At 69.5% G+C, this 24545-nt stretch carries 24 protein-coding genes; 12 read left to right on the forward strand and 12 right to left on the reverse strand.

The window, feature by feature from the left end; genetic code table 11:
* Positions 1–100 precede the first annotated feature (100 nt).
* From OG870_RS26345 to OG870_RS26355, 3 genes are all read left to right on the forward strand, one after another.
* Complete coding sequence (locus tag OG870_RS26345; protein WP_266519013.1) at positions 101–532, forward strand: BlaI/MecI/CopY family transcriptional regulator; 432 nt, start codon at positions 101–103, stop codon at positions 530–532.
* Positions 533–541: 9 nt separating this feature from the next.
* Entirely contained in the window at positions 542–1093 is a 552-nt protein-coding gene (locus OG870_RS26350; RefSeq protein ID WP_266519016.1) for an amino-acid N-acetyltransferase, read from the forward strand.
* Positions 1094–1413: 320 nt separating this feature from the next.
* Complete coding sequence (locus OG870_RS26355) at positions 1414–1749, forward strand: histone-like nucleoid-structuring protein Lsr2 (RefSeq protein ID WP_266519018.1); 336 nt, start codon at positions 1414–1416, stop codon at positions 1747–1749.
* An 8-nt stretch (positions 1750–1757) separates the two neighbouring features.
* On the opposite strand, the gene OG870_RS26360 is transcribed toward OG870_RS26355, so the two are convergent.
* On the reverse strand, positions 1758–2357 hold the full coding sequence (locus tag OG870_RS26360) for an SCO3374 family protein (RefSeq protein WP_266589077.1): 600 nt from the start codon (positions 2355–2357) through the stop codon (positions 1758–1760).
* A gap of 442 nt (positions 2358–2799) precedes the next feature.
* Here OG870_RS26360 and OG870_RS26365 point away from each other — a divergent pair, with 442 nt between their 5' ends.
* Positions 2800–5328 (forward strand): ATP-dependent Clp protease ATP-binding subunit, encoded by a 2529-nt coding sequence (locus tag OG870_RS26365; RefSeq protein ID WP_266519022.1) that lies wholly within the window; start codon positions 2800–2802, stop codon positions 5326–5328.
* Positions 5329–5461: 133 nt separating this feature from the next.
* Here the strand turns inward: OG870_RS26365 and OG870_RS26370 are convergent, their stop codons facing one another.
* On the reverse strand, positions 5462–6061 hold the full coding sequence (locus OG870_RS26370; RefSeq protein WP_266589079.1) for an HAD family acid phosphatase: 600 nt from the start codon (positions 6059–6061) through the stop codon (positions 5462–5464).
* A gap of 636 nt (positions 6062–6697) precedes the next feature.
* On the opposite strand from OG870_RS26370, the gene OG870_RS26375 reads away from it, so the two are divergent.
* A complete protein-coding gene (locus tag OG870_RS26375) occupies positions 6698–7405 on the forward strand; it encodes a M23 family metallopeptidase (protein WP_266589086.1) in 708 nt (235 codons plus the stop codon).
* A 26-nt stretch (positions 7406–7431) separates the two neighbouring features.
* On the opposite strand, the gene OG870_RS26380 is transcribed toward OG870_RS26375, so the two are convergent.
* Positions 7432–8028, reverse strand: coding sequence for a TetR/AcrR family transcriptional regulator (locus OG870_RS26380; RefSeq protein ID WP_266589088.1), 597 nt, complete (start codon positions 8026–8028; stop codon positions 7432–7434).
* A gap of 124 nt (positions 8029–8152) precedes the next feature.
* On the opposite strand from OG870_RS26380, the gene OG870_RS26385 reads away from it, so the two are divergent.
* The 4 genes from OG870_RS26385 (at position 8153) to OG870_RS26400 (ending at position 11609) form a co-directional block, all read left to right on the forward strand.
* Positions 8153–9733, forward strand: a complete 1581-nt coding sequence (locus OG870_RS26385) for an MDR family MFS transporter (RefSeq protein WP_266589090.1) — start codon at positions 8153–8155, stop codon at positions 9731–9733.
* 107 nt (positions 9734–9840) lie between these two features.
* The gene (locus tag OG870_RS26390) at positions 9841–10272 is read left to right on the forward strand and encodes a helix-turn-helix transcriptional regulator (protein ID WP_266519030.1); all 432 of its coding nucleotides are present in this window, start codon (positions 9841–9843) and stop codon (positions 10270–10272) included.
* A gap of 60 nt (positions 10273–10332) precedes the next feature.
* The gene (locus OG870_RS26395) at positions 10333–10767 is read left to right on the forward strand and encodes a VOC family protein (RefSeq protein WP_266519031.1); all 435 of its coding nucleotides are present in this window, start codon (positions 10333–10335) and stop codon (positions 10765–10767) included.
* Positions 10764–11609: a class I SAM-dependent methyltransferase gene (locus OG870_RS26400; RefSeq protein WP_266519033.1), complete on the forward strand. Its 846-nt coding sequence runs from the start codon at positions 10764–10766 to the stop codon at positions 11607–11609. Before OG870_RS26395 ends, OG870_RS26400 begins: the two co-directional genes overlap by 4 nt.
* A gap of 16 nt (positions 11610–11625) precedes the next feature.
* Here OG870_RS26400 and cseC read toward each other — a convergent pair whose 3' ends face one another.
* The 5 genes from cseC to OG870_RS26425 form a co-directional block, all read right to left on the reverse strand.
* On the reverse strand, positions 11626–12963 hold the full coding sequence (gene cseC, locus OG870_RS26405) for a two-component system sensor histidine kinase CseC (RefSeq protein ID WP_266519035.1): 1338 nt from the start codon (positions 12961–12963) through the stop codon (positions 11626–11628).
* Between the two features lie 8 nt (positions 12964–12971).
* Positions 12972–13676, reverse strand: coding sequence for a two-component system response regulator CseB (gene cseB / locus OG870_RS26410; RefSeq protein ID WP_266519037.1), 705 nt, complete (start codon positions 13674–13676; stop codon positions 12972–12974).
* A gap of 58 nt (positions 13677–13734) precedes the next feature.
* The gene (locus OG870_RS26415; RefSeq protein WP_266589092.1) at positions 13735–14397 is read right to left on the reverse strand and encodes a hypothetical protein; all 663 of its coding nucleotides are present in this window, start codon (positions 14395–14397) and stop codon (positions 13735–13737) included.
* Positions 14385–14924 (reverse strand): SigE family RNA polymerase sigma factor, encoded by a 540-nt coding sequence (locus tag OG870_RS26420; protein WP_266519041.1) that lies wholly within the window; start codon positions 14922–14924, stop codon positions 14385–14387. The genes OG870_RS26415 and OG870_RS26420 overlap by 13 nt, the downstream gene beginning before the upstream one ends.
* Before the next feature lie 262 nt (positions 14925–15186).
* Complete coding sequence (locus tag OG870_RS26425; RefSeq protein WP_266589094.1) at positions 15187–16134, reverse strand: A/G-specific adenine glycosylase; 948 nt, start codon at positions 16132–16134, stop codon at positions 15187–15189.
* A 166-nt stretch (positions 16135–16300) separates the two neighbouring features.
* Between OG870_RS26425 and OG870_RS26430 the strand changes: the two genes are divergently transcribed.
* Positions 16301–17113 carry a hypothetical protein gene (locus OG870_RS26430; protein ID WP_266844664.1) on the forward strand — a complete coding sequence of 271 codons (813 nt, stop codon included), beginning with the start codon at positions 16301–16303 and terminating at the stop codon, positions 17111–17113.
* 98 nt (positions 17114–17211) lie between these two features.
* Here OG870_RS26430 and OG870_RS26435 read toward each other — a convergent pair whose 3' ends face one another.
* From OG870_RS26435 to radA, 3 genes are all read right to left on the reverse strand, one after another.
* Positions 17212–17664, reverse strand: coding sequence for an RICIN domain-containing protein (locus OG870_RS26435; RefSeq protein ID WP_266844662.1), 453 nt, complete (start codon positions 17662–17664; stop codon positions 17212–17214).
* A gap of 137 nt (positions 17665–17801) precedes the next feature.
* Positions 17802–18926 (reverse strand): DNA integrity scanning diadenylate cyclase DisA, encoded by a 1125-nt coding sequence (gene disA, locus OG870_RS26440; RefSeq protein WP_266519052.1) that lies wholly within the window; start codon positions 18924–18926, stop codon positions 17802–17804.
* An 81-nt stretch (positions 18927–19007) separates the two neighbouring features.
* Positions 19008–20417 carry a DNA repair protein RadA gene (gene radA / locus OG870_RS26445; protein ID WP_266519054.1) on the reverse strand — a complete coding sequence of 470 codons (1410 nt, stop codon included), beginning with the start codon at positions 20415–20417 and terminating at the stop codon, positions 19008–19010.
* Between the two features lie 219 nt (positions 20418–20636).
* Here radA and OG870_RS26450 point away from each other — a divergent pair, with 219 nt between their 5' ends.
* Positions 20637–22331: a BACON domain-containing protein gene (locus OG870_RS26450; protein ID WP_266844659.1), complete on the forward strand. Its 1695-nt coding sequence runs from the start codon at positions 20637–20639 to the stop codon at positions 22329–22331.
* A 215-nt stretch (positions 22332–22546) separates the two neighbouring features.
* Here the strand turns inward: OG870_RS26450 and OG870_RS26455 are convergent, their stop codons facing one another.
* Positions 22547–23413: a hypothetical protein gene (locus OG870_RS26455; RefSeq protein ID WP_266519059.1), complete on the reverse strand. Its 867-nt coding sequence runs from the start codon at positions 23411–23413 to the stop codon at positions 22547–22549.
* A 71-nt stretch (positions 23414–23484) separates the two neighbouring features.
* On the opposite strand from OG870_RS26455, the gene OG870_RS26460 reads away from it, so the two are divergent.
* The gene (locus OG870_RS26460) at positions 23485–24417 is read left to right on the forward strand and encodes a Ppx/GppA phosphatase family protein (protein WP_266519061.1); all 933 of its coding nucleotides are present in this window, start codon (positions 23485–23487) and stop codon (positions 24415–24417) included.
* Positions 24418–24545 lie beyond the last annotated feature (128 nt).

Genomic DNA, 24545 nt, shown 5'->3' on the forward strand with positions numbered 1-24545 from the left:
GAGTCGTACGCCCTTTTTGTTCCTGTTTGTTGGCAAATGCGCACGTCCGGCACGCCAATGGGGAGTTCTCCCACTATTGTGCTGAGGTGTGCCTCGCCCATTGGGAGAACTCGAAGACGCGGTCATGACGCGGGTGTGGAAGTGGAACCGCCCGGTGACCGTTCGAGAAGTCCTGGAAGACCTTCAGCAGGAACGGTCCATCGCGTACACCACGGTGATGACCGTTTTGGACAATCTCCATCAGAAGGGCTGGGTGCGCCGAGAGGCCGAAGGCCGGGCCTATCGATATGAGGCCGTCTCCACCAGGGCCGCCTACGCGGCTGCTCTGATGAACGACGCCTGGTCGCAGAGCGACAACCCCGCCGCCGCTCTCGTCGCCTTCTTCGGGATGATGAGCGAGGAACAGCGGCAGGCCCTCAGTGACGCCGTACGCATGGTCCAAGGGCCGGAAACACCCGAAGCGGCCTCGGATACCGGCGGCGAAACCGCCCGTGAGAACCCCGGGTCGGCGCAGGAGCCCGACGGGCGATAGCGTCCGCACATGTCAGCAGAGAGTCCCGAAGGCCCAGAAGGCCCCGAAGTCAGCGCTAAAGCCATCACTGTCCGGAGGGCCCGCACCAGCGATGTCCCGGCCGTGCGCCGTCTCCTTGACACGTACGTCCGCGGCAGCATCCTGCTCGACAAAGCAACGGTGACGCTTTACGAGGACATCCAGGAGTTCTGGATCGCCGAACGGGACGACAACGCCGAGGTGGTCGGCTGCGGTGCGCTGCACGTGATGTGGGAAGACCTCGCGGAAGTGCGCACTCTCGCCGTGAAGCCCGGCATGAAGGGCGCCGGTGTCGGACACCAGTTGCTGCAGAAGTTGCTGCACACCGCGCGCTGGCTGGGCGTTCGGCGCGTTTTCTGTCTGACCTTCGAAGTGGACTTCTTCGCCAAGCACGGCTTCGTCGAGATCGGCGAGACACCTGTCGACACCGATGTCTACGCGGAGCTACTGCGTTCCTATGACGAGGGTGTAGCAGAGTTCCTGGGTCTCGAACGGGTGAAACCGAACACCTTGGGCAACAGCCGGATGCTTCTGCATCTGTGATCACCGATCACCGCGGTGTATTCCGCCGGCCCGTGCCCAGGTTCCCTATGTCCGAAACGCGTATGTTTCCGGACGGGATGGGCCGTCCGTCTCCCGCTTGCTTCGCAGCGATGGCACGGCCGCTCTCTCGGCTCGTCTCTCAGTCAGCTCTCAGTCCGTCTCTCAGCCGGTCTCTCAGCCGGTCTCTCCGAGGGGTTTGTGTTTTTCCCCCAAAAGCGGTTTGCTTTCCGACGTACTGCAGTACTGCATATAACAGGGGACGGCGAAACGGCGGACGCCGCAGGCCCCCGGCCCTCAAGTTATCGATGAAAGGAAATCCGGTGGCACAGAAGGTTCAGGTCCTTCTTGTCGATGACCTCGACGGCGGCGAGGCGGACGAGACCGTCACGTTCGCGTTGGACGGCAAGACTTACGAGATCGATCTCACGACCGCCAATGCGGACAAGCTCCGTGGCCTTCTCGACGCTTACGTGAAGGGTGGTCGTCGTACCGGAGGCCGTGCTTCGGGCGGACGCGGAAAGACGCGCGCCGCTTCCGGTGGCAGCCAGGACACCGCGCAGATCCGCGCGTGGGCGAAGGAGAACGGTTACGAGGTCAACGACCGCGGCCGTGTTCCCGCGTCCATCCGCGAGGCCTACGAGAAGGCCAACGCCTGACCGATGGCCTACGGCAGGGCCAAGGGCTCGGCGCACACGCGCCGCAGCCGCAGCCGGTGGCAATGCGTGGCCACCGTGTCCACGAGTCGTACGAGATCGGGGGCGCCCCCACCGCCCCCCACGGCCGACAGTGCCGGCAGCGAGGCCTCGACCTCGCACCCCGGCTCGGGGGGTCGCAGCCACACGGCGGCCCCCTGCAGGGTGCCCGGGCGCCCCACCCGGGGCAGCAGCGGCGCATCCATGACGCCGCCCTCGCCTGTCGCGGTCAGATCGAGCGTGAGCGCGCCCCATTCCAGCCAGGCCAGCAGCCCCGGCAGCTCGTCGGCGCTCCCCGCGGCCACCAGCAGCCGCATCCGGTCACCCTGCACGGCCACCGGCGATGCCGGCGCGAGATGGCGCAGGCCCGCGCGGCCCGCCTCGGCCGGCACGTCCAGGACGTCGAAGCGGTCGCCCACGCGAAGCCGTAGCGGAGCTCCAGGACGTTCCGCCCGCGCGGGCACGGTCGCCCAGCCCAGTTCGTTCTCGTACCAACGGCGGGCCCGATCGACCGGATCCACCGGGTCGAGCGGTCGACGGGGGAGCGGGACAATGGAGAGGCTGCCAACCATGCCAAGCGCAACCACCAAAAAGGCTCGCGAGTTACGCTGGGTGTTCTAACGGATGCGCAGAGTGCCGGAAATGAGGGCGCGCGGGGGTGTGGGGTGGCGCAAGGTTGTTCGCCCGTAGCGGAGGGAACCGGTGCGCGCGGCATGGAGTGTCAGTCCCAGCGGGTAAGACATCCCTAGTGGGAGGGGGGCGACACGCAGGACCGGGCGTCTCACGTTCGCCATCGGCGTACTGATGGTGAGGGTAACCACCTGGCCTGCGGGAACATCGTCTCGCACCATCGGGTTGGAGCAGATGTCGGCGTTCGGGGTCAGGAGGCAGTGTTGGTTCTCGGTCCGGTGTCGGCAGTTGGAATGAGCGGTCCCCGCTTGCGGGACTAAGCTGCGGAAGGACAGAGAGGGGAAGTTCCCCCCACTGCCTGACCGCTCTGAGGAGCGATTAACGATGTTCGAGAGGTTCACCGACCGCGCGCGGCGGGTTGTCGTCCTGGCTCAGGAAGAAGCCCGGATGCTCAACCACAACTACATCGGCACCGAGCACATCCTCCTGGGCCTGATCCACGAGGGTGAGGGTGTCGCCGCCAAGGCCCTTGAGAGCCTCGGGATTTCGCTCGAGGCGGTCCGCCAGCAGGTGGAGGAGATCATCGGCCAGGGCCAGCAGGCCCCGTCCGGGCACATCCCCTTCACCCCCCGTGCCAAGAAGGTCCTGGAGCTGTCGCTCCGGGAGGCCCTTCAGCTGGGCCACAACTACATCGGCACGGAGCACATCCTGCTCGGCCTGATCCGTGAGGGCGAGGGCGTCGCCGCCCAGGTCCTGGTCAAGCTGGGTGCCGATCTCAACCGGGTGCGGCAGCAGGTCATCCAGCTGCTCTCCGGTTACCAGGGCAAGGAGACCGCCGGCGCCAGTGGCGGCCCTGCCGAGGGCACCCCCTCGACGTCCCTGGTCCTCGACCAGTTCGGCCGGAACCTCACCCAGGCCGCTCGTGAGTCCAAGCTCGACCCGGTCATCGGGCGCGAGAAGGAGATCGAGCGGGTCATGCAGGTGCTGTCCCGCCGTACCAAGAACAACCCGGTCCTGATCGGTGAGCCGGGCGTCGGCAAGACCGCCGTCGTCGAAGGCCTCGCCCAGGCCATCGTCAAGGGCGAGGTGCCCGAGACCCTCAAGGACAAGCACCTCTACACCCTGGACCTCGGCGCGCTGGTCGCCGGCTCCCGCTACCGCGGTGACTTCGAGGAGCGCCTGAAGAAGGTCCTCAAGGAGATCCGCACCCGCGGCGACATCATCCTGTTCATCGACGAGCTGCACACGCTGGTCGGTGCGGGTGCCGCCGAGGGCGCCATCGACGCCGCTTCGATCCTGAAGCCGATGCTGGCCCGCGGTGAGCTGCAGACCATCGGCGCCACCACGCTGGACGAGTACCGCAAGCACCTGGAGAAGGACGCCGCCCTCGAGCGCCGCTTCCAGCCCATCCAGGTCGCCGAGCCGTCCCTGCCGCACACGATCGAGATCCTCAAGGGTCTGCGCGACCGGTACGAGGCCCACCACCGCGTCTCCATCACGGACGAGGCGCTGGTCCAGGCCGCCACACTGGCCGACCGGTACATCTCGGACCGCTTCCTGCCGGACAAGGCGATCGACCTGATCGACGAGGCCGGTTCCCGGATGCGCATCCGCCGGATGACCGCGCCGCCGGACCTGCGCGAGTTCGACGAGAAGATCGCGGGCGTGCGCCGCGACAAGGAGTCCGCGATCGACTCGCAGGACTTCGAGAAGGCCGCCTCCCTCCGCGACAAGGAGAAGCAGCTCCTGGCCGCCAAGGCCAAGCGAGAGAAGGAGTGGAAGGCCGGCGACATGGACGTCGTCGCCGAGGTCGACGGCGAGCTGATCGCCGAGGTCCTCGCGACGGCCACCGGCATCCCGGTCTTCAAGCTGACCGAGGAGGAGTCCTCGCGTCTGCTGCGCATGGAGGACGAGCTCCACAAGCGGGTCATCGGCCAGGTCGACGCCGTCAAGGCGCTGTCGAAGGCGATCCGTCGTACGCGTGCGGGCCTCAAGGACCCGAAGCGCCCCGGTGGCTCGTTCATCTTCGCCGGCCCGTCCGGTGTCGGTAAGACCGAGCTGTCCAAGGCCCTCGCCGAGTTCCTCTTCGGTGACGAGGACGCGCTGATCTCCCTCGACATGTCGGAGTTCAGCGAGAAGCACACGGTGTCGCGTCTCTTCGGTTCGCCCCCCGGATACGTGGGCTACGAAGAGGGCGGCCAGCTGACCGAGAAGGTCCGCCGCAAGCCGTTCTCCGTCGTCCTGTTCGACGAGGTCGAGAAGGCCCACCCGGACATCTTCAACTCGCTGCTGCAGATCCTGGAGGACGGTCGTCTGACCGACTCCCAGGGCCGGGTCGTGGACTTCAAGAACACGGTCATCATCATGACGACCAACCTCGGCACCCGGGACATCTCCAAGGGCTTCAACCTGGGCTTCGCGGCCGCGGGTGACACCAAGTCCAACTACGAGCGCATGAAGAACAAGGTCTCGGACGAGCTCAAGCAGCACTTCCGCCCCGAGTTCCTCAACCGCGTCGACGACGTGGTCGTCTTCCCGCAGCTGACCCAGGCCGACATCCTCTCGATCGTCGACCTGATGGTGGCCAAGGTGGACGAGCGCCTCAAGGACCGGGACATGGGCATCGAGCTCTCCCAGTCCGCCAAGGAGCTGCTGTCCACCAAGGGTTACGACCAGGTGCTGGGTGCGCGTCCGCTGCGTCGCACCATCCAGCGCGAGATCGAGGACACGCTGTCGGAGAAGATCCTCTTCGGCGAGCTGCGTCCCGGTCACATCGTGGTCGTCGACACGGAGGGCGAGGGCGAGACCCAGACCTTCACCTTCCGCGGCGAGGAGAAGTCGGCGCTGCCCGACGCCCCGCCGATCGAGCAGGCCGCGGGTGGGGCAGGACCCAACCTGAGCAAGGAGGCGTGACCCTGCGGGGTTGAGCCGATGAAGAGGGCCGGTGCCGTTGGGCACCGGCCCTCTTCGCATGGTCGGAGGAAGCAGGGGTGGGGGAGGTCCGTCGCTCCCGTGAGTCCCGCGACGGATGGAGCCCACCCGGTGGTCAGGACAACTGGCCGTCGTAGTCCGGGAGTTTGAAGGCCTTCTCGGCGTGGCCGCCCGACAGGTCGGTGGCGCTGTTGCCGACGTTCGCGATGACCGTGTAGCCCTTGTTCTCGATGTCGACGCGCTGGGCGGTCTTGTACGTGGCGACGTCCTTGAACAGGTCGAACAGGCCGCGGACGTAGAGACCGGAGACGTCGTAGCCGTCGTGTTCCAGGTTCCACTCGGTGGGCGCGTAGATGATGCCGGGGCGGGCGGTGACGAAGAACAGGGAGACGCCGTGCGCCTGGGCGTACTCGGCGAGGTTCAGGACGGGCCTGTTGGCCGGCTGCGGGAAGCTGAAGCCGAAGTCGGTCTCCAGCGTGGTGTTGTCGATGTCGAAGACGATCGCCTGCTTCTCGCCCGGCCTGGCCGCGGCGATGCGCTGCTTCACGTAGGGCAGGGCCTGGTCCATCACCGTCTGGCAGTCCTTCTGCCAGGTCGCGTAGTCGACGCCCTCGGTGCTCGGCGCCGCGTTGGCGGGGGCGGCCAGTGCCATGAGGGCGGAAGCGGAGACTGCGGTGACCGCTGCGCGGCGCGCCCAGGGGCGTCGGCTTGTCATGTGTGGGGGTCCTCTCGCGTCAATATGCCGTTGTCTGGTGCATGTTCGGTGGCGAGGGTGGCGCGAGGGGAACCGTAGGGTTACTGGAGGGTAGGTGACCAGAGATGTGCGTCACATGACGGCATGGAACTTGGCGGCCGGGGGTGCCAAGTCCCGTAGCGGCTCTGGCCGTTCGCGTGGATCGGCGGGCATGCGTGACGGCGACCGTGAACCGACCGTACGCGAACCCGGTGTCATGACCCCCGGGTCCATGCGGCTTTCCCCTGGGTCTCGTTGAGGGGGCGACGGGGGTAGTCCCGGTCACATTGCCGAGGGTGTGGATCTTGCTGTCCGGTGACATGCCGCACAGGCGATTTGTCCGTTACTAGGGCGGATAGTGGGAGCCCTGATGCGGGCAAAAAGGACTTTTGCTTTGGAACCTCAGGGGCGGTTTTGTCGTCGTGGGGTGGATCGGCTCCCGATCTGTCCCCGATGGCCGTTGTGTCAAGAAGTGGGAAGTTTTGCGATGAAGTACTAGCTTCCGTCGTAGATCACGGGTTTTGGGCTCCGTGGGTCTCGGGGTTACCAAGGGATGGCCCACCCGACGGCCGCCTGTGCGCCGGGTGGTTCTTCTGTCCCCGTCTTCCCGAGGTTTCTATGTCTTCGCGTGTCACGTCCCGCTCGTCCCGTACGTCCCTGCTCCGCACCCGCGCAGCCGTCCTGGCCGCCGGCCTGGGAGTGTCGGCCGTGCTGGGTGCCGGGGTCGCGGCCGCCGCCGACGCCACCTCCGCCTCTGCCTCCGCCTCCAGCGTCGCGAGCGCCGTCGAGGCGCAGGCCGCCGCGCAGGCCAAGGCCGCCAAGGTCACGGCGAGCGCGAAGGTGAAGGCGCAGGCGGCCGCGAAGAAGAAGGCCGCTGCCAAGAAGGCCGCCGCGGCCAAGAAGGCCATCTCCTGGGTGCACCCGGTGAAGAAGTACAAGCTGTCCGCGAAGTTCAACCAGGCCGGCGGCATGTGGCAGTCCACCCACAGCGGGCAGGACTTCGCCGTGTCCAGCGGCACGAACGTCGTCGCCGCCCACGGCGGCACGGTCGTCAAGACCGGCGGGAACGGCGCCGGCGACGGCCCCGCGTACGGCAACGCCATCGTCATCAGGCACGGCAACGGCACCTACTCGCAGTACGCCCACCTGTCGCGGATCGATGTCAGGGTCGGCCAGGTCGTCGCCACCGGCCAGCACATAGCCCGGTCGGGCAACACGGGCAACTCCAGCGGCCCGCACCTGCACTTCGAGATCCGTAAGACCCCGAACTTCGGCTCGGCCGTCGACCCGGTCGCCTTCCTGCGCGCCAAGGGCCTGTCCCTCTAGGACGGGGGCGTCTGGGACGGGGGCGTCTAGGACGGGTGCGAGGCCTGGTGTGCCTGAGTCACCAGGTCCGTGGCGACGTCGAGGACCGCCTTGCGCTTGTCCTCGGGGTCGCCCTCGATGTCGTTGAGGACGAACATCCCGGCGTGCAGCGTGAACATCGCGCTGACGCAGCGGACCTGGTCGATCAGTTCCGCCTGCGGGTCGATGAGGATGTCGCGCATGCCCATCATGCGGCTGCGGAACGTCTCGCCGATGCTCAGTTCCTTCACCGTCCCCTGGTTCTCCTGCATGAAGCGGAAGAGCGGGGTCGCGCCCGCGAGGGCGTCGCTGTAGCGGCGGATGATCTCGTGCTTGGTCTCCAGCGTCTGCGGCTGCTTCCCGCCCCACTCGATCAGTTCCACGATCGGCTGTGAGAGGTCCTCGAAGATGCTGACGAGGATCTCTTCCTTCGTCTTGAAGTGGTAGTAGAGCGCCGCCTTGGTGACGTCGAGGCGCTCGGCGATCTCGCGCAACGACGTCTTCTCGTAGCCCTGCTCGGCGAAGAGTTCGAGCGCCACGTCCTGGATGCGCTGGCGGGTGTCTCCGCGGCGCTGCTGCTTGGTGCCGTCCATGGTGCCGCCCATCCTTGCACTCCCGAAAAACTTACTTGACGCCCGGCTAGTTACAGGTCTACCTTCCCAGTGTAGTCAACTAGCCGGGCGGCAAGTAAGTAGCTGGCCGGGGGGAAACGCCCAGGGAGTGGGGACGATGGCGGACACACAGACAGTCGAGACGAAGCCCGAGAAACAACCGAAGAGCGTGCGCGTGGTGCTGCTCGCTCTCATGATCACCATGATGCTCGCGATGCTCGACAACATGATCGTGGGCACGGCGATGCCGACGATCGTGGGCGAGCTCGGCGGGCTCGAGCACCTGGCGTGGGTGGTGACGGCGTACACGCTGGCCACCGCGGCGTCCACCCCGGTCTGGGGCAAGCTCGGTGACATGTACGGCCGCAAGGCCACCTTCATGACCTCGATCGTGATCTTCCTGATCGGCTCCGCGCTCAGCGGCATGGCCCAGAACATGGGCGAGCTGATCGGCTTCCGGGCCGTGCAGGGTCTCGGCGCCGGCGGTCTGATGGTCGGCGTGATGGCGATCATCGGCGACCTGATTCCGCCGCGGGAGCGCGGCAAGTACCAGGGCATGATGGCCGGCGTCATGGCACTCGCGATGATCGGCGGTCCGCTGGTCGGCGGCACCATCACCGACAACTGGGGCTGGCGCTGGTCCTTCTACATCAACCTGCCGCTCGGCGTGGTCTCCCTCGCTCTCATCAGCGTCGTACTGCACCTGCCGAAGAAGCGCTCCCAGGCGGGCATCGACTACCTCGGTGTCGTGCTGCTGACCGTGGGCATCACCTCCATCGTGCTCGTCACCACCTGGGGCGGCTCGCAGTACGCCTGGACGTCCGCGCGGATCATGGAGCTCATCGGCATCGGTGTGGCCGCGCTGATCGGGTTCGTGTTCTGGCAGACCAAGGCGGCGGAGCCGGTCGTGCCGCTGCACATCTTCCGCAGCCGCAACTTCACGCTGATGTCGGTCATCGGCTTCATCACCGGCTTCGTGATGTTCGGCGCGACGCTGTTCCTGCCGCTGTACCAGCAGTCCGTGCAGGGTGCCTCCGCGACCAACTCCGGGCTGCTGCTCCTGCCGATGCTCGGCGCGATGCTGGTCACCTCGATGGTGGCCGGACGGGTGACCACCAACACCGGCAAGTACAAGGTGTTCCCGATCGTCGGCAGCGTCCTGATGATCGTCGGGCTGTACCTGCTGTCCACGATGGACACCGGGACCTCGCGGTTCATGTCCGGTGTGTTCATGGCGGTCGTCGGGCTCGGCATGGGCTGTCTGATGCAGATCACCATGCTGGTCGCGCAGAACAGCGTCGAGATGAAGGACATGGGCGTCGCGTCCTCGTCGACCACTCTGTTCCGTACGCTCGGCTCCTCCTTCGGAGTCGCGATCATGGGAGCCCTGTTCAACAACCGCGTCCAGGACGTCATGACCGAGCGGGCCGGGGCACTGGGCGCGAAGATCACCGAGAAGTCGGCGTCGCTGGACGCGAAGAGCCTGGAGAAGATGCCGACGGCGGTGCGCGAGGCGTACCAGCACGCGGTGTCCGCGGGCACCCACTCGGCCTTCCTGCTCGGCGCGATCGTCGCGGTGGTCGCGCTGGTGGCGGCGGTCTTCGTGAAGGAGGTCGCGCTGCGCGGGACGGGACCGAAGCCGGAGGAGGGTCCGACGGACGGTGCGGCAGTGCAGCCGTCGGTCGTCGAGGCCGTCTGATCGCACAGTGAGCCGAAGGCCCCCGGCAGGTGTCCGCCCCGGGGGCCTTCGTCATGCCCGACACGGCTCGGGGGGCGTTGTCAGTGCCCCGTGCGACCATCGGGCTCATGGACAAGATGCGGCAGTTGCGGCTGGCCAAGGACGCCATGGACCGCGACTGGGCCGATCCTGAGCTGGACCTTGGCGCGGTGGCCGCGCACGCCGGGTACTCGCGCTACCACTTCCTACGGGCCTTCAAGGCGGCGTACGACGAGACGCCCGGCCACTATCTGACGCACCGCCGCATCGAGCGGGCCGAGGAGATGCTCCGCAGCGCCGATCTGAGCGTCACCGAGATCTGCCATCTGGTCGGCTTCAGCAGCCTCGGCACGTTCTCGGCCCGCTTCAAGGCCCGCACCGGGCTGACGCCGAGCGAGTACCGGACCAAGCACGTCGGCCGCGGGGCCGCGCTGATACCGGGCTGCTACGCGATGCTGTGGGCCGGCGGCTTCCCGCGCCGGGCGGCGATTCAGGAGCGCAACTCTGAAGAAGCGTCCTGACCCCCGCCCTGCCTACGGTGACGGACAGAACACCGGAACCGAGCCGGAAAGAGCAGAGCCATGATCTTGGGCCTGGGCATCAGCACCGTATGGACCTTCGACCAGCAGCGCACCAAGGCCTTCTTCACCGAGAAGCTGGGCTTCGAGCTGCGGGACGACGTCTCCATGGGAGACATGAAGTGGATCACCGTCGGCGCCAAGGACCAGCCGGGGGTCGAGCTGGCCCTGATGAGCCTGGACGGCCCGGGCCTCGACCCGGAGTCCGCCGAGGCGCTGAGGAGGCTGGTCAGCAAGGGGGTGCTGGGCGCGGGGGCGTTCCGCACGGACGACTGCCGCGGGGACTACGAGACCTTCAAGGCGCGCGGCGTGGAGTTCCTGCAGGATCCGCAGGAGCGGCCGTACGGCATCGAGGCGATCTTCCGTGACGACAACGGCAACTGGTACTCACTGACCGAGCGCAGCGAGGAGCTCGACTTCACGAAGGACTTCGGGTGACCACCGTCGCCGCCGAGCACACAGCCGTCCGCGTGGCCCTGTGGCGGGCCCTGCATCTGCGGGCCGATCCACCGCCGTACGTCATGGAGGACGAGATCGGGCTGCGGCTCGTGGATCCGGGTGACGGGTGGCGCGACCGGCCCGACATGGACGTGCACGCCACACGCCGCACCAGGGCGTCCATCGTGGCCCGGGCCCGGTTCGTCGAGGACCTGGTCGTGGAGCGGGCGGAGGAGGGCGTGGATCAGTATGTCGTCCTCGGTGCGGGGCTCGATACGTTCGCGCAGCGGCGGCCGGAGGCCGGCACCCGGGGGCTTCGGGTGTTCGAGGTCGACCGGCCCGGGCCGCAGGCTTGGAAGCGGCGGCGTCTTTCGGACCTCGGCCTCGGAGTGCCCGAGTGGCTGCGGCTCGTGCCGGTCGACTTCGAGGGGGACTGGTGGGGGCAGCTGGTCGGGGCCGGGTTCGACACCGGTCGGCCCGCCGTGGTGGCCTCCGCCGGCGTCACGATGTATCTGACCCCGGAGGCGATCGAGGCCACCTTCCGGCTCGTCGCGGGCCTCACCCCCGGCTCGACGCTGGTCACGACCTTCCTCCGGCCGATCGAGGACGTCGAACCGGAGGAGCAGCCACAGCTCAGGATTGCCATGAAGGGCGCCCGCGCCGCCGGGACCCCCTTCCTCAGCTTCTACCGGCCGCCGCAGATCCTCGCCCTGGCCCGCGAGACCGGCTTCCGGGAGGTCCGGCACATCTCGGCGGCGGATCTCGAACAGCGGTACTTCGCGGGCCGGACGGACGGGCTGCGGCCGTCGAGAGGGGAGGAACTGCTGGTCGCCACCACCTGAGAGCCTGTGAAGGGCCCTACGGCAGCATCGGGTAGGTGCCCGTGTTCGTCGGCGCATGCTCCGGCAGCCACAGCACCGCCACGGCGCCCTCCGCCGGTACGTGATCCGGTGCGCCCGCCGGGCGTACGTTGCGGAAGGTCAGCCGGGCGCCCAGCACGCGGGCCTGGCCGGCAGCGATCGTCAGGCCGAGGCCGTGGCCGTGGCCCGCGCGGTCGGCGCTGCCCGTGCGGAAGCGGCTCGGACCGTCGGCCAGGAGGTCGGAGGGGAAGCCGGGGCCGTGGTCGCGGACCCGGATGACCCGGCCCTCGACGGTGACCTGGATCGGCGGCTTGCCGTGCCGAGCGGCGTTGGCGAGCAGGTTGAACAGCACGCGCTCCAGGCGGCGCGGGTCGGTCGTGAGCATCGACTCGTGCACCACCCGCACTTCGACGGCCGGGTCCTTGGCCGCCACCCGCCGGGTCACGAACTCGCCGAGCACGATGTCCTGCAGCTCGGCCCGCTCGGAGGCGCTGTCGAGGCGGGCCACCTCCAGCACGTCCTCGACGAGGGTGCGCATGGCCTTCGCGCGGTCCAGGACCAGCTCCGTGGGGCGGCCGGGCGGGAGCAGTTCGGCGGCCGTCAGCAGGCCCGTGACCGGGGTGCGCAGCTCGTGCGCGATGTCCGCGGTGACCCGCCGCTCGGCGTCCAGCCGCTGCCGCAGCGCGTCCGCCATGGCGTCCACCGCGCGCGCGAGATCGTCGGTCTCGTCCCGTACGACCCCGCCGATGGCCTCCCGTACCCGGACGTCGGTCTCGCCCTTGGCGACCTGGTTCGCGGCGGCCGCCGCCTTGCGCAGCCGCCGGGACAGCTGCCCGCCGATCATGACGCCGAGCGCGCTGCCGCAGAACACGACCGCCAGGGAGCCGATGACGAGCGCCTGGTCGAGGTCCTTCATCACATTCGTGGACCGGTCCGGCACACGGCTGTGCAGGGACAGCACCCGTCCGTCCTTGGTCGGCACGGCCGCCCAGATGTCCGGCACCCCGCCGTGGTCGGTGACGTCGCTGGCCTTGCGGCCATCCAGGACCTTGTCGCGCATCGCGTCCGGCAGGTCGGGGTCGTCGATCTTGATGTTGGGGAAGTTCGGCCGCCGGTTCAGGTCGTAGTTGCGCTGCGCGATCTGGACGCGCTCATTGGCCAGGTCGCGCGCGTTGTCGAGCATCGAGACCCGGGCCGCGTTGTGCACCACGAGGCTCAGAGTGATCGCCACCAGGCCGGCCACCAGCGCGATCGCCGCGCTGAGCTTCCATCTGAGCCCGGTGCGCAGGCCCGCGCGCTCCATGCGCCGGACCGGGGAGCGAAGGATCCGCCGCATGGCCCCGCTCAGGCCTTCAGCTTGTAGCCGAAGCCGCGGACCGTCTCGATCCGGTCCTGGCCGATCTTCTGCCGCAGCCGCTGCACATGCACGTCGACGACCCGGGTGTCCCCGCCCCAGCCGTAGTCCCAGACACGCTCCAGCAGCTTGTCGCGGGAGAGCACGGTGCCCGGCGCGGAGGAGAACTCCAGCAGCAGGCGCATCTCGGTCGGGGTGAGCGCGACCGGCTGCCCGGCCCGGCGCACCTCCATGCCCTCGGTGTCGACCTCCAGGTCCCCGAAGGTGAGCACGGCACCGGTCAGCGGGTCCTCCGCGATCTCGGTCCGGTCGCTGCCGCCCGCGTGTCCGAAGCGGCGCAGTACGGCCCGGATCCGCGCGACCAGCACGGCCCCGTCGAACGGCTTGGTCACGTAGTCGTCGGCGCCCGCCTCCAGGCCGAGGACGACGTCGATGGAGTCGGCGCGCGCCGACAGCATGATCACCGGAACGGTGGACTCGTCCCGGATCCGACGGCACAGGCTGACGCCGTCCAGACCGGGGACCATCACGTCCAGCAGGGCGATGTCGGGGCGGTCGGCCCGGAACGCCTCCAGCCCCGACAGGCCGTCGGGCATGGCGGTGACCGCGAAGCCGTCCCGCTCCAGGGCGAGCTGGGTGGCCTCACGGATGACATCGTCGTCCTCGACGAACAGGACGTGGGTCTGCTCTGCCATCCCGTTGCTCTCTGTCCTCGTGGTGTGCGTGCGTGTGTGTGCGTGCGTTGGGGGGGGGTCAGTGGTCCGGCGCGGGCGTGGGCGTGTCGTCGTCGCCGGAGTCGAGTTCGCTGTAGTCGGTTTCGTGGGTGCTGTGCTGGGCGAACCGGCCCGCTTTCCATCTGTACGTGGTCACGGTCTCTCGGGACGGGTTCGACACCGGGTCGTCCGTGTCGTACACCTGCTTGGCCACGGTCAGGTCGGTGCCGTCGATCTCGGCGTAGACCGGCGACTCCTCCGCCTTGAACACATTCTCGTACGTGCCCTTGACGTCCCGGTACACGTACGTGGCGATGCCCACGAAGTCACCGCAGCTTGAGATGTTGACGAGGACGTCGTTGACGGAGCCGCCGGTCAGATAGCCGTAGGAGACCTCGACCGGGTAGTGGTCGGCGTTGCACGGCTTCAGCTCCCGCTTCACCGTGGCGGAGACCTTCGGGTCCTCCTTGACCAGCGAGACCGCGTCCACCCGCCGGTAGCCGCCGGACGGGCTCGGTGAGGGGGAGGCGACGGCTTCCGCGACCGCGGTCGCGTGCGCCGGGCCCTCGTCCCGGGCCCCGGTGCCCCCCGTGCCGCACGCGGTGGTGACAAGGGCGACGGCGGCGAACACGGCCCCCACCGTGATCACCGCCTGTGAACTGCCTCGGGCCCGTTCGGGCCCGGCCCCGGTCAGGCCGCGCAACGCTCCCGCTCCCCACGCTCCAGCGCGCGTGCGTCCAGATCGCGGCTCTCCAGCTCCTCGCGGAGCCGGGCGAGCGCCCGGTGCAGCGTGCTCTTGACCGTTCCGGCCGACATGCCGAGTGCGGCGGCCGTCTCCTCCGTTGACATCTGCTCCCAGTGTCGCAGGACAACCACACTGCGCTGCTTCGGTGCGAGAACTTTCATGATGTCCATGAGCAGCGCCCGGTCCGCGTGCTGCTCGGTGTTGTCGTCGACCGAGGCGTCCGGCAGCTGCTCGGTCGGGACCTCCTCCAGTTTCCGGGCCCGCCACCACTCGGTCCGCGTGTTGATCATCACGCGGCGCAGGTAGGCGTCCGCCAGGCGCTTGTCGGCGATGCCCTCCCAGCGGCCGTAGGTCCGCACGAGCGCCGTCTGGAGCAGGTCCTGGGCGTCCACCGGGTCCGGGACCAGCCGGCGGGCGCTGCGCAGCAGCGCGTCCTGTCGCGTGCGGACATACTCCTCGAACTCGAGCACCTCGCCCTGCGCCATCTCGAACCGCCTCCCGATCCCCGTTCCCGGCCGGCTTGATCGCCGTCGGTCTGTTCCGTAACAGCCCGCTTCTGCCGGGCACGCAAATGAAGCTACGGAGGTGTTGTCACGGCGCTGTCCGAAGCAGCGCTCGGCTAGCAATCAGCTGTCCGTCGGTTGTGTAACGGACGCAGGAACGGGGTAAACAGGTGCGCCTAATCATGTGGCTATGGGGTGATTTGGCAGGGTGATGGAGTGTGATGCGGCGTGATGTTACGAGCGGTTACGTCAACGGCAGCCGATACAAACCACCGGGAAGTGGCTCCACGAGTCCGTCCGAGACGAGCCCGTCGAGCGCCCGCGCGCGCTGCACCGGTTCGTGCCACACCCGGTCCAGGGCCGTGTGCGGCACGGGTGCGTGGGCCTCGCGCAGTACGGCGAGCAGCTTGCCGCGCACCTGCCGGTCCGTCCCCGCGTACGTCTGCCCGCGCCGCGGCGGCCCCGTGTGCTCGGGCTTGCCCGCCAGCCGCCACGCGCACTGCGCGGCGATGGGACAGCGCCGGCACGTCTCGTTCTTGGCGGTGCAGACCAGCGCGCCGAGTTCCATGGAGGCGGCGGCCCAGAGTGCGGCGGTCGGCTCGTCCTCGGGCAACAGGGCGCGGGCGAGCTTGCGTTCGGCGGCGGTGGTGGCGTTCGGCGGGTACTGGACGCCGGTGACGGCGCGCGCGAAGACCCGGCGGACGTTCGTGTCGAGCACCGCGTGCCGCTGCCCGTACGCGAACGAGGCGACCGCCGCGGCCGTGTACTCGCCGATACCGGGCAGTGCGAGGAGCTGGGCGTGGTCGGTGGGTACGTCCCCGCCGTGCCGCTCCGTTATGGCCACGGCGGCGCCGTGCAGTCTGAGGGCGCGGCGCGGGTAGCCGAGCCGGCCCCAGGCGCGGACCGCCTCGCCGGGGGCCTCCTCGGCCAGGTCGGCGGGGCGCGGCCAGCGGGCAAGCCACTGCTCGTACACGGGCAGCACGCGGCTCACCGGTGTCTGCTGCAGCATGAACTCGCTGACCATCACGCCCCAGGGGCCGGCTTCCGGGAGCCGCCACGGAAGGTCACGGGCGTGTTCGTCGAACCAGTCGATGACGGGGGAGTGCAGGTCCTCGCCGAGAGGGGAGCCCGCGAGGGCGTCGGCAGCGTCGTCGGCGGGGCTGCCGTGCGGGGGCTTCGTTGGCGCAGTCATGGGCTACCGATCCTGCCATGGCGCCGGGCGGTTGGGCGGTCGTCGAGCGTGCGGTGCGTCGTGCGGGCCGGCACGCCCCGCGAACCGGGATGATGATCCGGAAAAGTTGTCGCACTGGCGGCGGGTGGGGCAAGTGCACGCGCCGATCTCTCGTACAGTTTGCGCCGTGGGATCTATGCGCAATCCTGTCGGGCCGCTTCCCTCCACCATCTACTGGCGCCGGAGGGCCGTACTCGTGTCTGTGGTCGCCCTGTTGGCGCTGCTGACCACGTGGATCGTCCTGTCGGGCGGTGGCGGCGCCAAGAAGGACGACGGGGCGAACGGCAACACTCCCGCGCCCACGATCACTGCGGGGCCGTCGAGTTCGGGTCCCGCGATCAGCCAAGCGCCGGGCGGTCGTGACGAGTCGGGCGGCGGGGACTCCAGCGGGTCGGATTCCGGGGGCAGTTCGGGGTCAGGATCCGGCTCGGACTCCGGGACCGGGGGCTCCGAAGGGGCGGCCGGCGGCGGTGCGGGCGGTGCCGGTTCCGGCATCGGGGTCGGCCGGGGCGACGCGATTCCGGCGAGTTCCTCGATCCCCAACTGCACGACGAGCTCCGTGAAATTGTCCGTGCGCAGCCTTCGCAACACGTACTCGCCCGGTCAGACGCCCATGCTGCTGCTGACCGCCGCGAACACCTCGGGCTTCGACTGCAAGATCGATCTCGGGCCGAAGAGCGCGGTGTTGACGATCACCCAGGCGGGCAGCCACAGCAACTACTGGTCCTCCGCGGACTGCCCCCAGGGCTCCGGGAACCTGGTGTTCCGGGTGTCCAACCGCAGCAGTATCACCTACTCGGTGAAGTGGGACCGGAAGCCGAGCGCTCCCGAGTGCGCGACGCCTGCGGCGGGGTCTGCCGGGGCCGGCACGTATCTGGTGGAGGCGGCGGCGCCCGGGTTCGGGAAGGTGCAGGCGTCTTTTGTGCTGTCGGCCGACTGAGCAGGGACTCTGCGGGCCGTCCGGGACGGTCGGGAAAGGGGACACCCCCGGTCTCGACGAGGCCGGGGGTGTCTCTTCACTGTGGTGTGAACTGAGGTTCAGCTCCAGTGCTGGGCCGAGTTCGTGGAGGCGCCTCGCCTGTCGGTGTAGACCACTCCGGTGCCCCCCGTGTCGAGGACGAGCCCGGTGGCCTTGTCCTTGAGGACCCAGCCGGTGGACTCGTGGATCTCGTACCACTTCTGGTAGTCGCCACCGTTGCAGGCGAGAAGGTACACGTCACCGTCGCTGTTGCTGTCGAGGCACTTCCCGTTGCCAGTGAACTTCAACAAGTAGGTGCCGTCGGACTGCCTGTACTCGGTCCAGCCTGTGGAGTAGCCAGTGCCGGAAACCAGACGGACGCGGGAGTTGTTGTACGCCAGGTAACCGTCGGTCCAGTTGTTCTTCCAGGTGACCGGGTTGCCGGCGGCGAATGCCTGCCCTGAGCCCGCAAGGGCCAACGCTGGGGCGAGAACCGCCGCCGCGGCGAACATTCCTATCAGGCGTTTCTTCATGGAGTTCCCCCTCCGAGTTCGAATTGAAAATCGAACGAAACGGTCGGCGTCACGCTACCTCGCATGATCACTCCACGCAACGGTATTTGGGTCAACCGGGGGGAAGTGCCCAGGCGTTGGGGCACCGGGGCAGGAACTCAGACGTACCGCTCCAGAATGGAGGACTCGGCCAGCCGCGACAGACCTTCCCGAACGCTCCGGGCCCGTGCCTCGCCGACGCCGTCGACGGTCTGCAGGTCGTCGACGCTCGCGGCGAGCAGCTTCTGCAGTCCGCCGAAGTGCTCCACAAGACGGTCGATGATGGCGCCCGGGAGACGCGGCACCTTGGCCAGCAGGCGGAAGCCGCGCGGCGAGACCGCCGAGTCCAGGGTTTCCGGAGCCCCGGTGTATCCCAACGCCCTTGCCACCGTGGGCAGTTCGAGAAGCTCGGCGTGGGCGAGGGCATTGAGTTCGTAGAGCGCCTCGTCGACCGTGCGCGAGCGCTTGGCCGTGGGCTCGGGGACGTAGTCCCGGACCACCAGCTCGCGCTCGGGCTCCACGCCCGCGATCAACTCGTCGAGCTGCAGGGCCAGCAGACGCCCGTCGGTGCCCAGTTCGACCACGTATTCGGCGATTTCGGTCGCGATGCGGCGCACCATCTCCAGACGCTGGGCCACCGCCGACACATCGCGGACCGTCACCAGGTCCTCGATCTCCAGCGCCGACAGCGTGCCCGCGACCTCGTCCAGGCGGAGCTTGTAGCGCTCCAGGGTCGCCAGGGCCTGGTTGGCGCGGGACAGGATCGCCGCGGAGTCCTCCAGGACGCGGCGCTGGCCGTCGACGTAGAGGGCGATCAGGCGCATCGACTGGGAGACGGAGACGACCGGGAAGCCGACCTGCTTCGAGACGCGGTCCGCCGTGCGGTGCCGGGTGCCGGTCTCCTCGGTCGGGATCGTCGCGTCGGGCAGGAACTGCACGCCCGCCCGCAGGATCTTCGACAGGTCCGAGGACAGCACGATGCCGCCGTCGAGCTTGCACAGCTCGCGCAGGCGCGTGGCCGTGAACTCGACGTCGAGCACGAAACCGCCCGTGCACATGGTTTCGACGGTCTTGTCGAAGCCGAGCACGATGAGTCCGCCGGTGTTGCCGCGGAGTACGCGCTCAAGGCCGTCGCGCAGGCCGGTACCGGGAGCCACGGCGCTCAGCGAGGCGCGCATCAGGCCATCGGCACCGGAACTCCCACCGGATTTTCCGGGAGCTGCCGCCCGGTCGTTGGCTGCCACTGCACTCCTCCGGTCGCAGGTTCTGGGACGCCCCCGTTTCGCACACTTGGTTCGTACGGATGGGCGAGACCAGGGCAAAGTCTACCGGCGGTCCTCCTGGTCCTGTGGGGCCTCTCGGCGACGGGAGCGCGGAAGGACCCTCAGAGCGTCCCCTATGTCGGCTACTTCCAGGACCTTCATGCCCGGAGGGATCTTGCCGGGGTCGCCCGGAACGAGCGCGTGCGTGAAGCCCAGACGGTGCGCTTCGGCGAGCCGGCGCTGGACGCCCGTGACCCGTCTCACCTCGCCCGCGAGGCCGACTTCACCGATCGCGACCAGGTTCTTGGGCAGAGGGGTGTCGCTCGCGGCCGACGCCAGCGCGAGGGCGACGGCGAGGTCGGCGGCGGGCTCGGAGAGCTTCACTCCACCGACCGTCGCGGAGTAGATGTCCCGCTTGCCGAGCGCGCTGATCCGGCCGCGCTGCTCCAGCACCGCGAGCATCATCGAGACGCGGGAGGTCTCCAGACCGGACGTCGTACGCCGTGGGGAGGGGATCTGTGAGTCGACGGTGAGCGCCTGGACCTCGGCGACGAGGGGGCGGCGGCCCTCCAGGGTGACCGTCAGACAGGTGCCGGGGACCGGTTCGTCACGCCTGGTCAGGAAAAGTCCGCTTGGGTCGGCAAGGCCTGTGATGCCCTCGTCGTGCAGTTCGAAGCAGCCGACCTCGTCCGTGGCGCCGTAGCGGTTCTTGACGCCCCGTACGAGACGCAGGCGCGCGTGCCGGTCTCCCTCGAAGCTCAGGACGACGTCCACGAGGTGTTCGAGAAGGCGCGGGCCCGCGATCGCGCCGTCCTTGGTGACATGGCCCACAAGGAGCGTCGACATGCCGCGCTCCTTGGAGACGCGGATGAGCGCGCCGGCGACCTCGCGGACCTGCGCCATGCCGCCGGGGGCGCCGTCGATCTCCGGGGAGGCGACGGTCTGCACGGAGTCGAGGATGAGAAGCGACGGCTTCACCGCGTCCAAGTGGCCGAGCACGGCGGCCAGATCGGTCTCGGCGGCCAGGTACAGATGGTCGTCGATGGCCTTGATGCGGTCGGCGCGCATCCGCACCTGGCTCGCCGACTCCTCACCCGTGACGTACAGCGTGCGGTGCTCGTCGCTCGCCGACTTGGCCGCGACATCCAGCAGCAGCGTCGACTTGCCGACGCCGGGCTCGCCCGCGAGCAGCACCACCGCGCCGGGCACGAGCCCGCCGCCGAGCACCCGGTCCAGCTCGGGCACGCCGGTCGAGCGGGCGGTGGCCTGCCGGCCGTCGACCTGGCCGATGGGCACCGCGGACGTGGTCACTCGGCCCGGAGTCGTCGTACGGACCGCGGGCGCGCCGTACTCCTCGATCGTCCCCCAGGCCTGGCACTCGGGGCAGCGGCCGAGCCACTTGGCCGTCTGCCAGCCGCACTCCTTGCAGCGGTAGGACGGACGGTCCTTGGTGGTCTTGGTACGGGCAGCCATGTCGAGAACCGTAACCGGCGGCACTGACAACGCGGGTCCGAAAGGGGCGCCCTACCGAGCGCGTGAGCCGCGGTGCCTGGCGTAAACCAGCCAGTCACACCGCGAACCAGCCACGGAACGAAAGGTTCCTGTCCCCTATTGAGGGATCGTTTCACCCGTACGGAGTAAATGTGCGCAAGGGGGAAGAAGCCCCTGGTCTCCGCCGCCTACGGTCCACGGATGACGACCAGCAGTCCGGAGACCTCGCCCCGCATCACCGGCGCACACCGGGCGCGCCGGGAGGCGCGCGACCGCGCAGCGGCGCGCACGCTGGCGCAGCGGCCGCCCGCGCGCTACGAGCCGTATCTGGACGGGCTGTTCACCTACTGCCTGTCCGTGCTGTGCGACCACGATGCGGCGACCGCGGCCCTCGGCGAGGCTCTCGCTCTCGCCGAGCGGCGTCGCGGCCCGGAGACGTCGGGGGACCGCCGGGCCTGGTTGTACGCGCTGGCCCGCTGGGCCTGTCTGCGCAAGCTGGCCGAAGCCAAGCAGGAACGTCTGAGCACCCACGCGGCGGGTCGGGGCGGCGCCGAGCGGAAACGCTCCGCCGAACCTGTGGCCGACGAGGTCCAGGAACAGCGCCGCAGCGAACTCGCCCTGCTGGCCTGGCCGGAGGCCGCCGGCACCACTCCGGAACAGCGCGAGGCGCTCGAACTCGCCGTGCGCCACCACCTCGCCGCCCACGAGGTCGCCGCCGTGCTCGGCCTGGACCCCGCCACCGCCCGCGAACTGCTCGCCTCCGCCGCCTGCGAGGTGGAGCGCACGCGCGCGGCCCTCGCCGTCGTCGAGACCGGAGGCTGCCCGAGCGTCGCCCGGCTCACCGGCGACAACCAGTTGGTGCTCAGCTCGGCCCTGCGCAAGGAGCTCGTCCGGCACGTCGACGACTGCCCGTGCTGCCGCCGCAGCGCCGAGCGCGCGGTCCCCGGCCGCTGGCCCGGGGCGATGGTCACCCCTGCCGAGCTGCCCGTCCTGGAGGCACCCGGCGCGGCCCTGCACGTGGCGCACAGCCACCACCCACGCGCGCGTGGCACCGCCGTTCCCCGCTTCGACCGGCGCGGCTTCCCGATGGACCCCAAGGACCGCGCCGCCCGCCGGGACCGCCTACGCGCGCGTGCCGTCACGACGACGGTCGTCGCCACCGTGGTGGCGGCCCCCGTGCTCGCCCTGTGGGCCGCCTACCGGGGCTCACCGGCCGACGCGGGCACCGACGGCCGCTCCGTCACCGCCAGCGAGGCACACGGCCCCGACAGCCTCGCCGGAGAGGCGGCGGGCGGCGGCTACGAGAACGCCGGCAACGCCCGCACCACACCCGGCGGCCGCTTCGGCAAGGGCAACGAACCGGACGTCTCCGTGGAGGTCCTCAGCGTCGCCGGCGCCATGGGAAAAGGCACCGGACGCCTCGACGTCTCGGCCGGCAACAACGGCGACACCACGCTCGTCACCCTCACCGCCACCGGACCCGGACCGGTGCGCTGGTCCGCGTCCACGGGAGCCTCCTGGCTCTACCTGAGCCAGTCGTCGGGAACGCTCGCGTCCGGCGAATCGTTGACGATCAAGGTGTACGTCGACCATCTGCGCGAGCCGTCCGGCTCCTGGCGTGCACAGGTGGCGGTGGCACCGGCCGGCGCCGTCGTGACCATCGAGGGCTACGGCACCGCGCCCAGCCCTACCGCCCCCGGTCCGGGCGGCCCCGGGAACCCACCGCCCTCGTCCCACCCGACCCCGACCACCTCGGCATCCTCGGACCCCACTCCGAGCGCCCCGCCTTCCTCGCCCGGCCCGGACCCCACGCCGACGGCCTCCGCCCCGACGGCCCCGACCGGCTCGACGCCACCACCCGGCGACGGCGAGGACCCGAGCCCCGGGACGTCATGAGCGCGGGCCCCGACGACTGCCCGCCGGACCGACCCGGCGCCGCGGGCGCCCGGCCCGCACTCCTCCGAAGCGGGGGCCCGGCCAACACTCCTCCGGAGGGGCACCCTCGCAGCAGTTCTCCGGTCGCGGACCCGATCCCGATCCAGGTCCACATCCCGACCAGGCCGACCAAGAGGCGCCCTCTCCCGCGGCAGGCCCGGTGCGCCCGACCCGCCCTAGCCGACCGGGTCCGCCGGATGCGCCGCCAGCAGCGGCAGCTGGGAGGCCAGCCGCTCCTCGCACAGCTCGACGAGGCGGTCGTATCCCGCCTTGCCCATCAGCTCGGTCAGCTCCGCCCGGTAGGACACGTACACCGGGTCGCCCGCGCCGTGCGCCGAGGTCGCCGACGTGCACCACCAGTGCAGGTCGTGGCCGCCCGGACCCCAGCCCCGGCGGTCGTACTCGCCGATCGACACCTGCAGCACGCGTGTGTCGTCGGGCCGGTCGATCCAGTCGTACGTCCGCCTCACGGGCAGCTGCCAGCACACGTCCGGCTTGGTCTCCAGCGGCTCACGGCCCTCCTTCAGGGCCAGGATGTGCAGCGAGCAGCCCGCGCCGCCCGCGAATCCGGCCCGGTTCTGGAAGATGCACGAGCCCTGGAAGGGACGGGTCTGACGGTCGCCGTCCTCGTCCTCCGAGACCCAGCCGTGCTCCACGCCCTCGTCATGGTGCTGCCAGATCTCCGGCGTGAGCCTCGCCACATGCCCTGCCACGCGCTTCTCGTCGTCCTCGTCGGAGAAGTGCGCGCCCAGCGTGCAGCAGCCGTCGTCCGCGCGGCCCGCCTGGATGCCCTGGCAGCCGCTGCCGAAGATGCAGTTCCACCGGGAGGTCAGCCATGTCAGATCGCACCGGAAGACCTGTTCGTCGTCTGCCGGATCCGGAAACTCCACCCATGCGCGCGCGAAGTCGAGGCCCTTCTCGTCGGCTTTCCGGGCCTTTTTCGACATCATCGCCTGCTTCGGCGGCTTCACCTGCGAAGAGCCCTTGGCGGACTCGGCAGACCCTGCCGACTTGTCGGCCTTGGCCGTTTTCGTCTTTGGCACAGGACCAGCGTAAGGCTCCCGACGCTCCATCGAATACGGAAGAGCGCTCAGCTGGCAGTAGCGTTCCGTACATGAGACTCGGTGTCCTCGACGTGGGATCGAACACGGTGCATCTGCTGGTGGTGGATGCGCACCCGGGCGCGCGCCCCCTGCCCGCGCATTCGCACAAGGCGGAGCTGCGCCTTGCCCAACTCCTCGACGAGTCCGGAGCCATCGGCCCCGACGGGGTCGACAAACTCATCGCCGTCGTCCACGAGTGCCTGCAGGCCGCCGAGGACAAGGGCGTCGAGGACGTGCTGCCGTTCGCGACCTCCGCGGTGCGCGAGGCCAGCAACGCCGACGACGTCCTCGCGCGCGTGCAGGCCGAGACCGGCGTCGAGCTCCAGGTCCTCACCGGCGCCGAGGAGGCGCGGCTCACCTTCCTCGCCGCCCGCCGCTGGTTCGGCTGGTCCGTGGGCAAGCTGCTCGTCCTCGACATCGGCGGCGGTTCCCTGGAGATCGCCTACGGCATGGACGAGGAGCCCGACGCGGCTGTCTCCCTGCCGCTCGGCGCCGGGCGCCTCACCAACGGCTGGCTCCCCGGCGATCCGCCCGACCCCGAGTCCATAAGGGCCCTGCGCCGGCACGTACGCGCCCAGATCGCCCGCACGGTGGGCGAGTTCACCCGCTTCGGCGCCCCGGATCATGTCGTGGCCACGTCGAAGACGTTCAAGCAACTGGCGCGCATCGCCGGAGCGGCACGGTCCACGGAGGGCCTGTACGTCCAGCGCGACCTGAAGCGCGAGTCGCTGGAGGCCTGGGTCCCCCAGCTCGCAGGCATGTCGGTGGCCCAGCGGGCCGAACTCCCCGGAGTCTCGGAGGGCCGCGCGGGCCAGCTCCTCGCAGGCGCCCTGGTGGCCGAGGGCGCCATGGACCTGTTCGGCGTGGAGAGCCTGGAAATCTGCCCGTGGGCCCTGCGAGAGGGCGTAATCCTGCGCCGCCTCGATCACATGGGTTCGGCGTAGGGCGCCCCAAGGGGGCGCGGGGCTGTGACACTTGCGGCTGCGCCGCGGGGCGCGAGCAGCCACAAATCCCCGCACCGCCCGTGGCGAACCCCACAACGGCCAATAGGCGCCCCGCAGCAGCCAACGCC

The sequence above is a fragment of the Streptomyces sp. NBC_00461 genome, from assembly GCF_036013935.1.
In the GTDB taxonomy this organism is placed as follows: domain Bacteria; phylum Actinomycetota; class Actinomycetes; order Streptomycetales; family Streptomycetaceae; genus Streptomyces.

What these genes read in the sequence shown, in the direction of transcription:
- OG870_RS26350 (WP_266519016.1), top strand. Translation starts at nt 542, where the DNA reads ATGTCAGCAGAGAGTCCCGAAGGCCCAGAAGGCCCCGAAGTCAGCGCT.
- OG870_RS26360 (WP_266589077.1), bottom strand. Translation starts at nt 2,357, where the DNA reads ATGGTTGGCAGCCTCTCCATTGTCCCGCTCCCCCGTCGACCGCTCGAC.
- OG870_RS26365 (WP_266519022.1), top strand. Translation starts at nt 2,800, where the DNA reads ATGTTCGAGAGGTTCACCGACCGCGCGCGGCGGGTTGTCGTCCTGGCT.
- OG870_RS26370 (WP_266589079.1), bottom strand. Translation starts at nt 6,061, where the DNA reads ATGACAAGCCGACGCCCCTGGGCGCGCCGCGCAGCGGTCACCGCAGTC.
- OG870_RS26375 (WP_266589086.1), top strand. Translation starts at nt 6,698, where the DNA reads ATGTCTTCGCGTGTCACGTCCCGCTCGTCCCGTACGTCCCTGCTCCGC.
- OG870_RS26380 (WP_266589088.1), bottom strand. Translation starts at nt 8,028, where the DNA reads ATGGGCGGCACCATGGACGGCACCAAGCAGCAGCGCCGCGGAGACACC.
- OG870_RS26385 (WP_266589090.1), top strand. Translation starts at nt 8,153, where the DNA reads ATGGCGGACACACAGACAGTCGAGACGAAGCCCGAGAAACAACCGAAG.
- OG870_RS26390 (WP_266519030.1), top strand. Translation starts at nt 9,841, where the DNA reads ATGGACAAGATGCGGCAGTTGCGGCTGGCCAAGGACGCCATGGACCGC.
- OG870_RS26395 (WP_266519031.1), top strand. Translation starts at nt 10,333, where the DNA reads ATGATCTTGGGCCTGGGCATCAGCACCGTATGGACCTTCGACCAGCAG.
- cseC (WP_266519035.1), bottom strand. Translation starts at nt 12,963, where the DNA reads ATGCGGCGGATCCTTCGCTCCCCGGTCCGGCGCATGGAGCGCGCGGGC.
- cseB (WP_266519037.1), bottom strand. Translation starts at nt 13,676, where the DNA reads ATGGCAGAGCAGACCCACGTCCTGTTCGTCGAGGACGACGATGTCATC.
- OG870_RS26420 (WP_266519041.1), bottom strand. Translation starts at nt 14,924, where the DNA reads ATGGCGCAGGGCGAGGTGCTCGAGTTCGAGGAGTATGTCCGCACGCGA.
- OG870_RS26425 (WP_266589094.1), bottom strand. Translation starts at nt 16,134, where the DNA reads ATGACTGCGCCAACGAAGCCCCCGCACGGCAGCCCCGCCGACGACGCT.
- OG870_RS26435 (WP_266844662.1), bottom strand. Translation starts at nt 17,664, where the DNA reads ATGAAGAAACGCCTGATAGGAATGTTCGCCGCGGCGGCGGTTCTCGCC.
- radA (WP_266519054.1), bottom strand. Translation starts at nt 20,417, where the DNA reads ATGGCTGCCCGTACCAAGACCACCAAGGACCGTCCGTCCTACCGCTGC.
- OG870_RS26450 (WP_266844659.1), top strand. Translation starts at nt 20,637, where the DNA reads ATGACGACCAGCAGTCCGGAGACCTCGCCCCGCATCACCGGCGCACAC.
- OG870_RS26460 (WP_266519061.1), top strand. Translation starts at nt 23,485, where the DNA reads ATGAGACTCGGTGTCCTCGACGTGGGATCGAACACGGTGCATCTGCTG.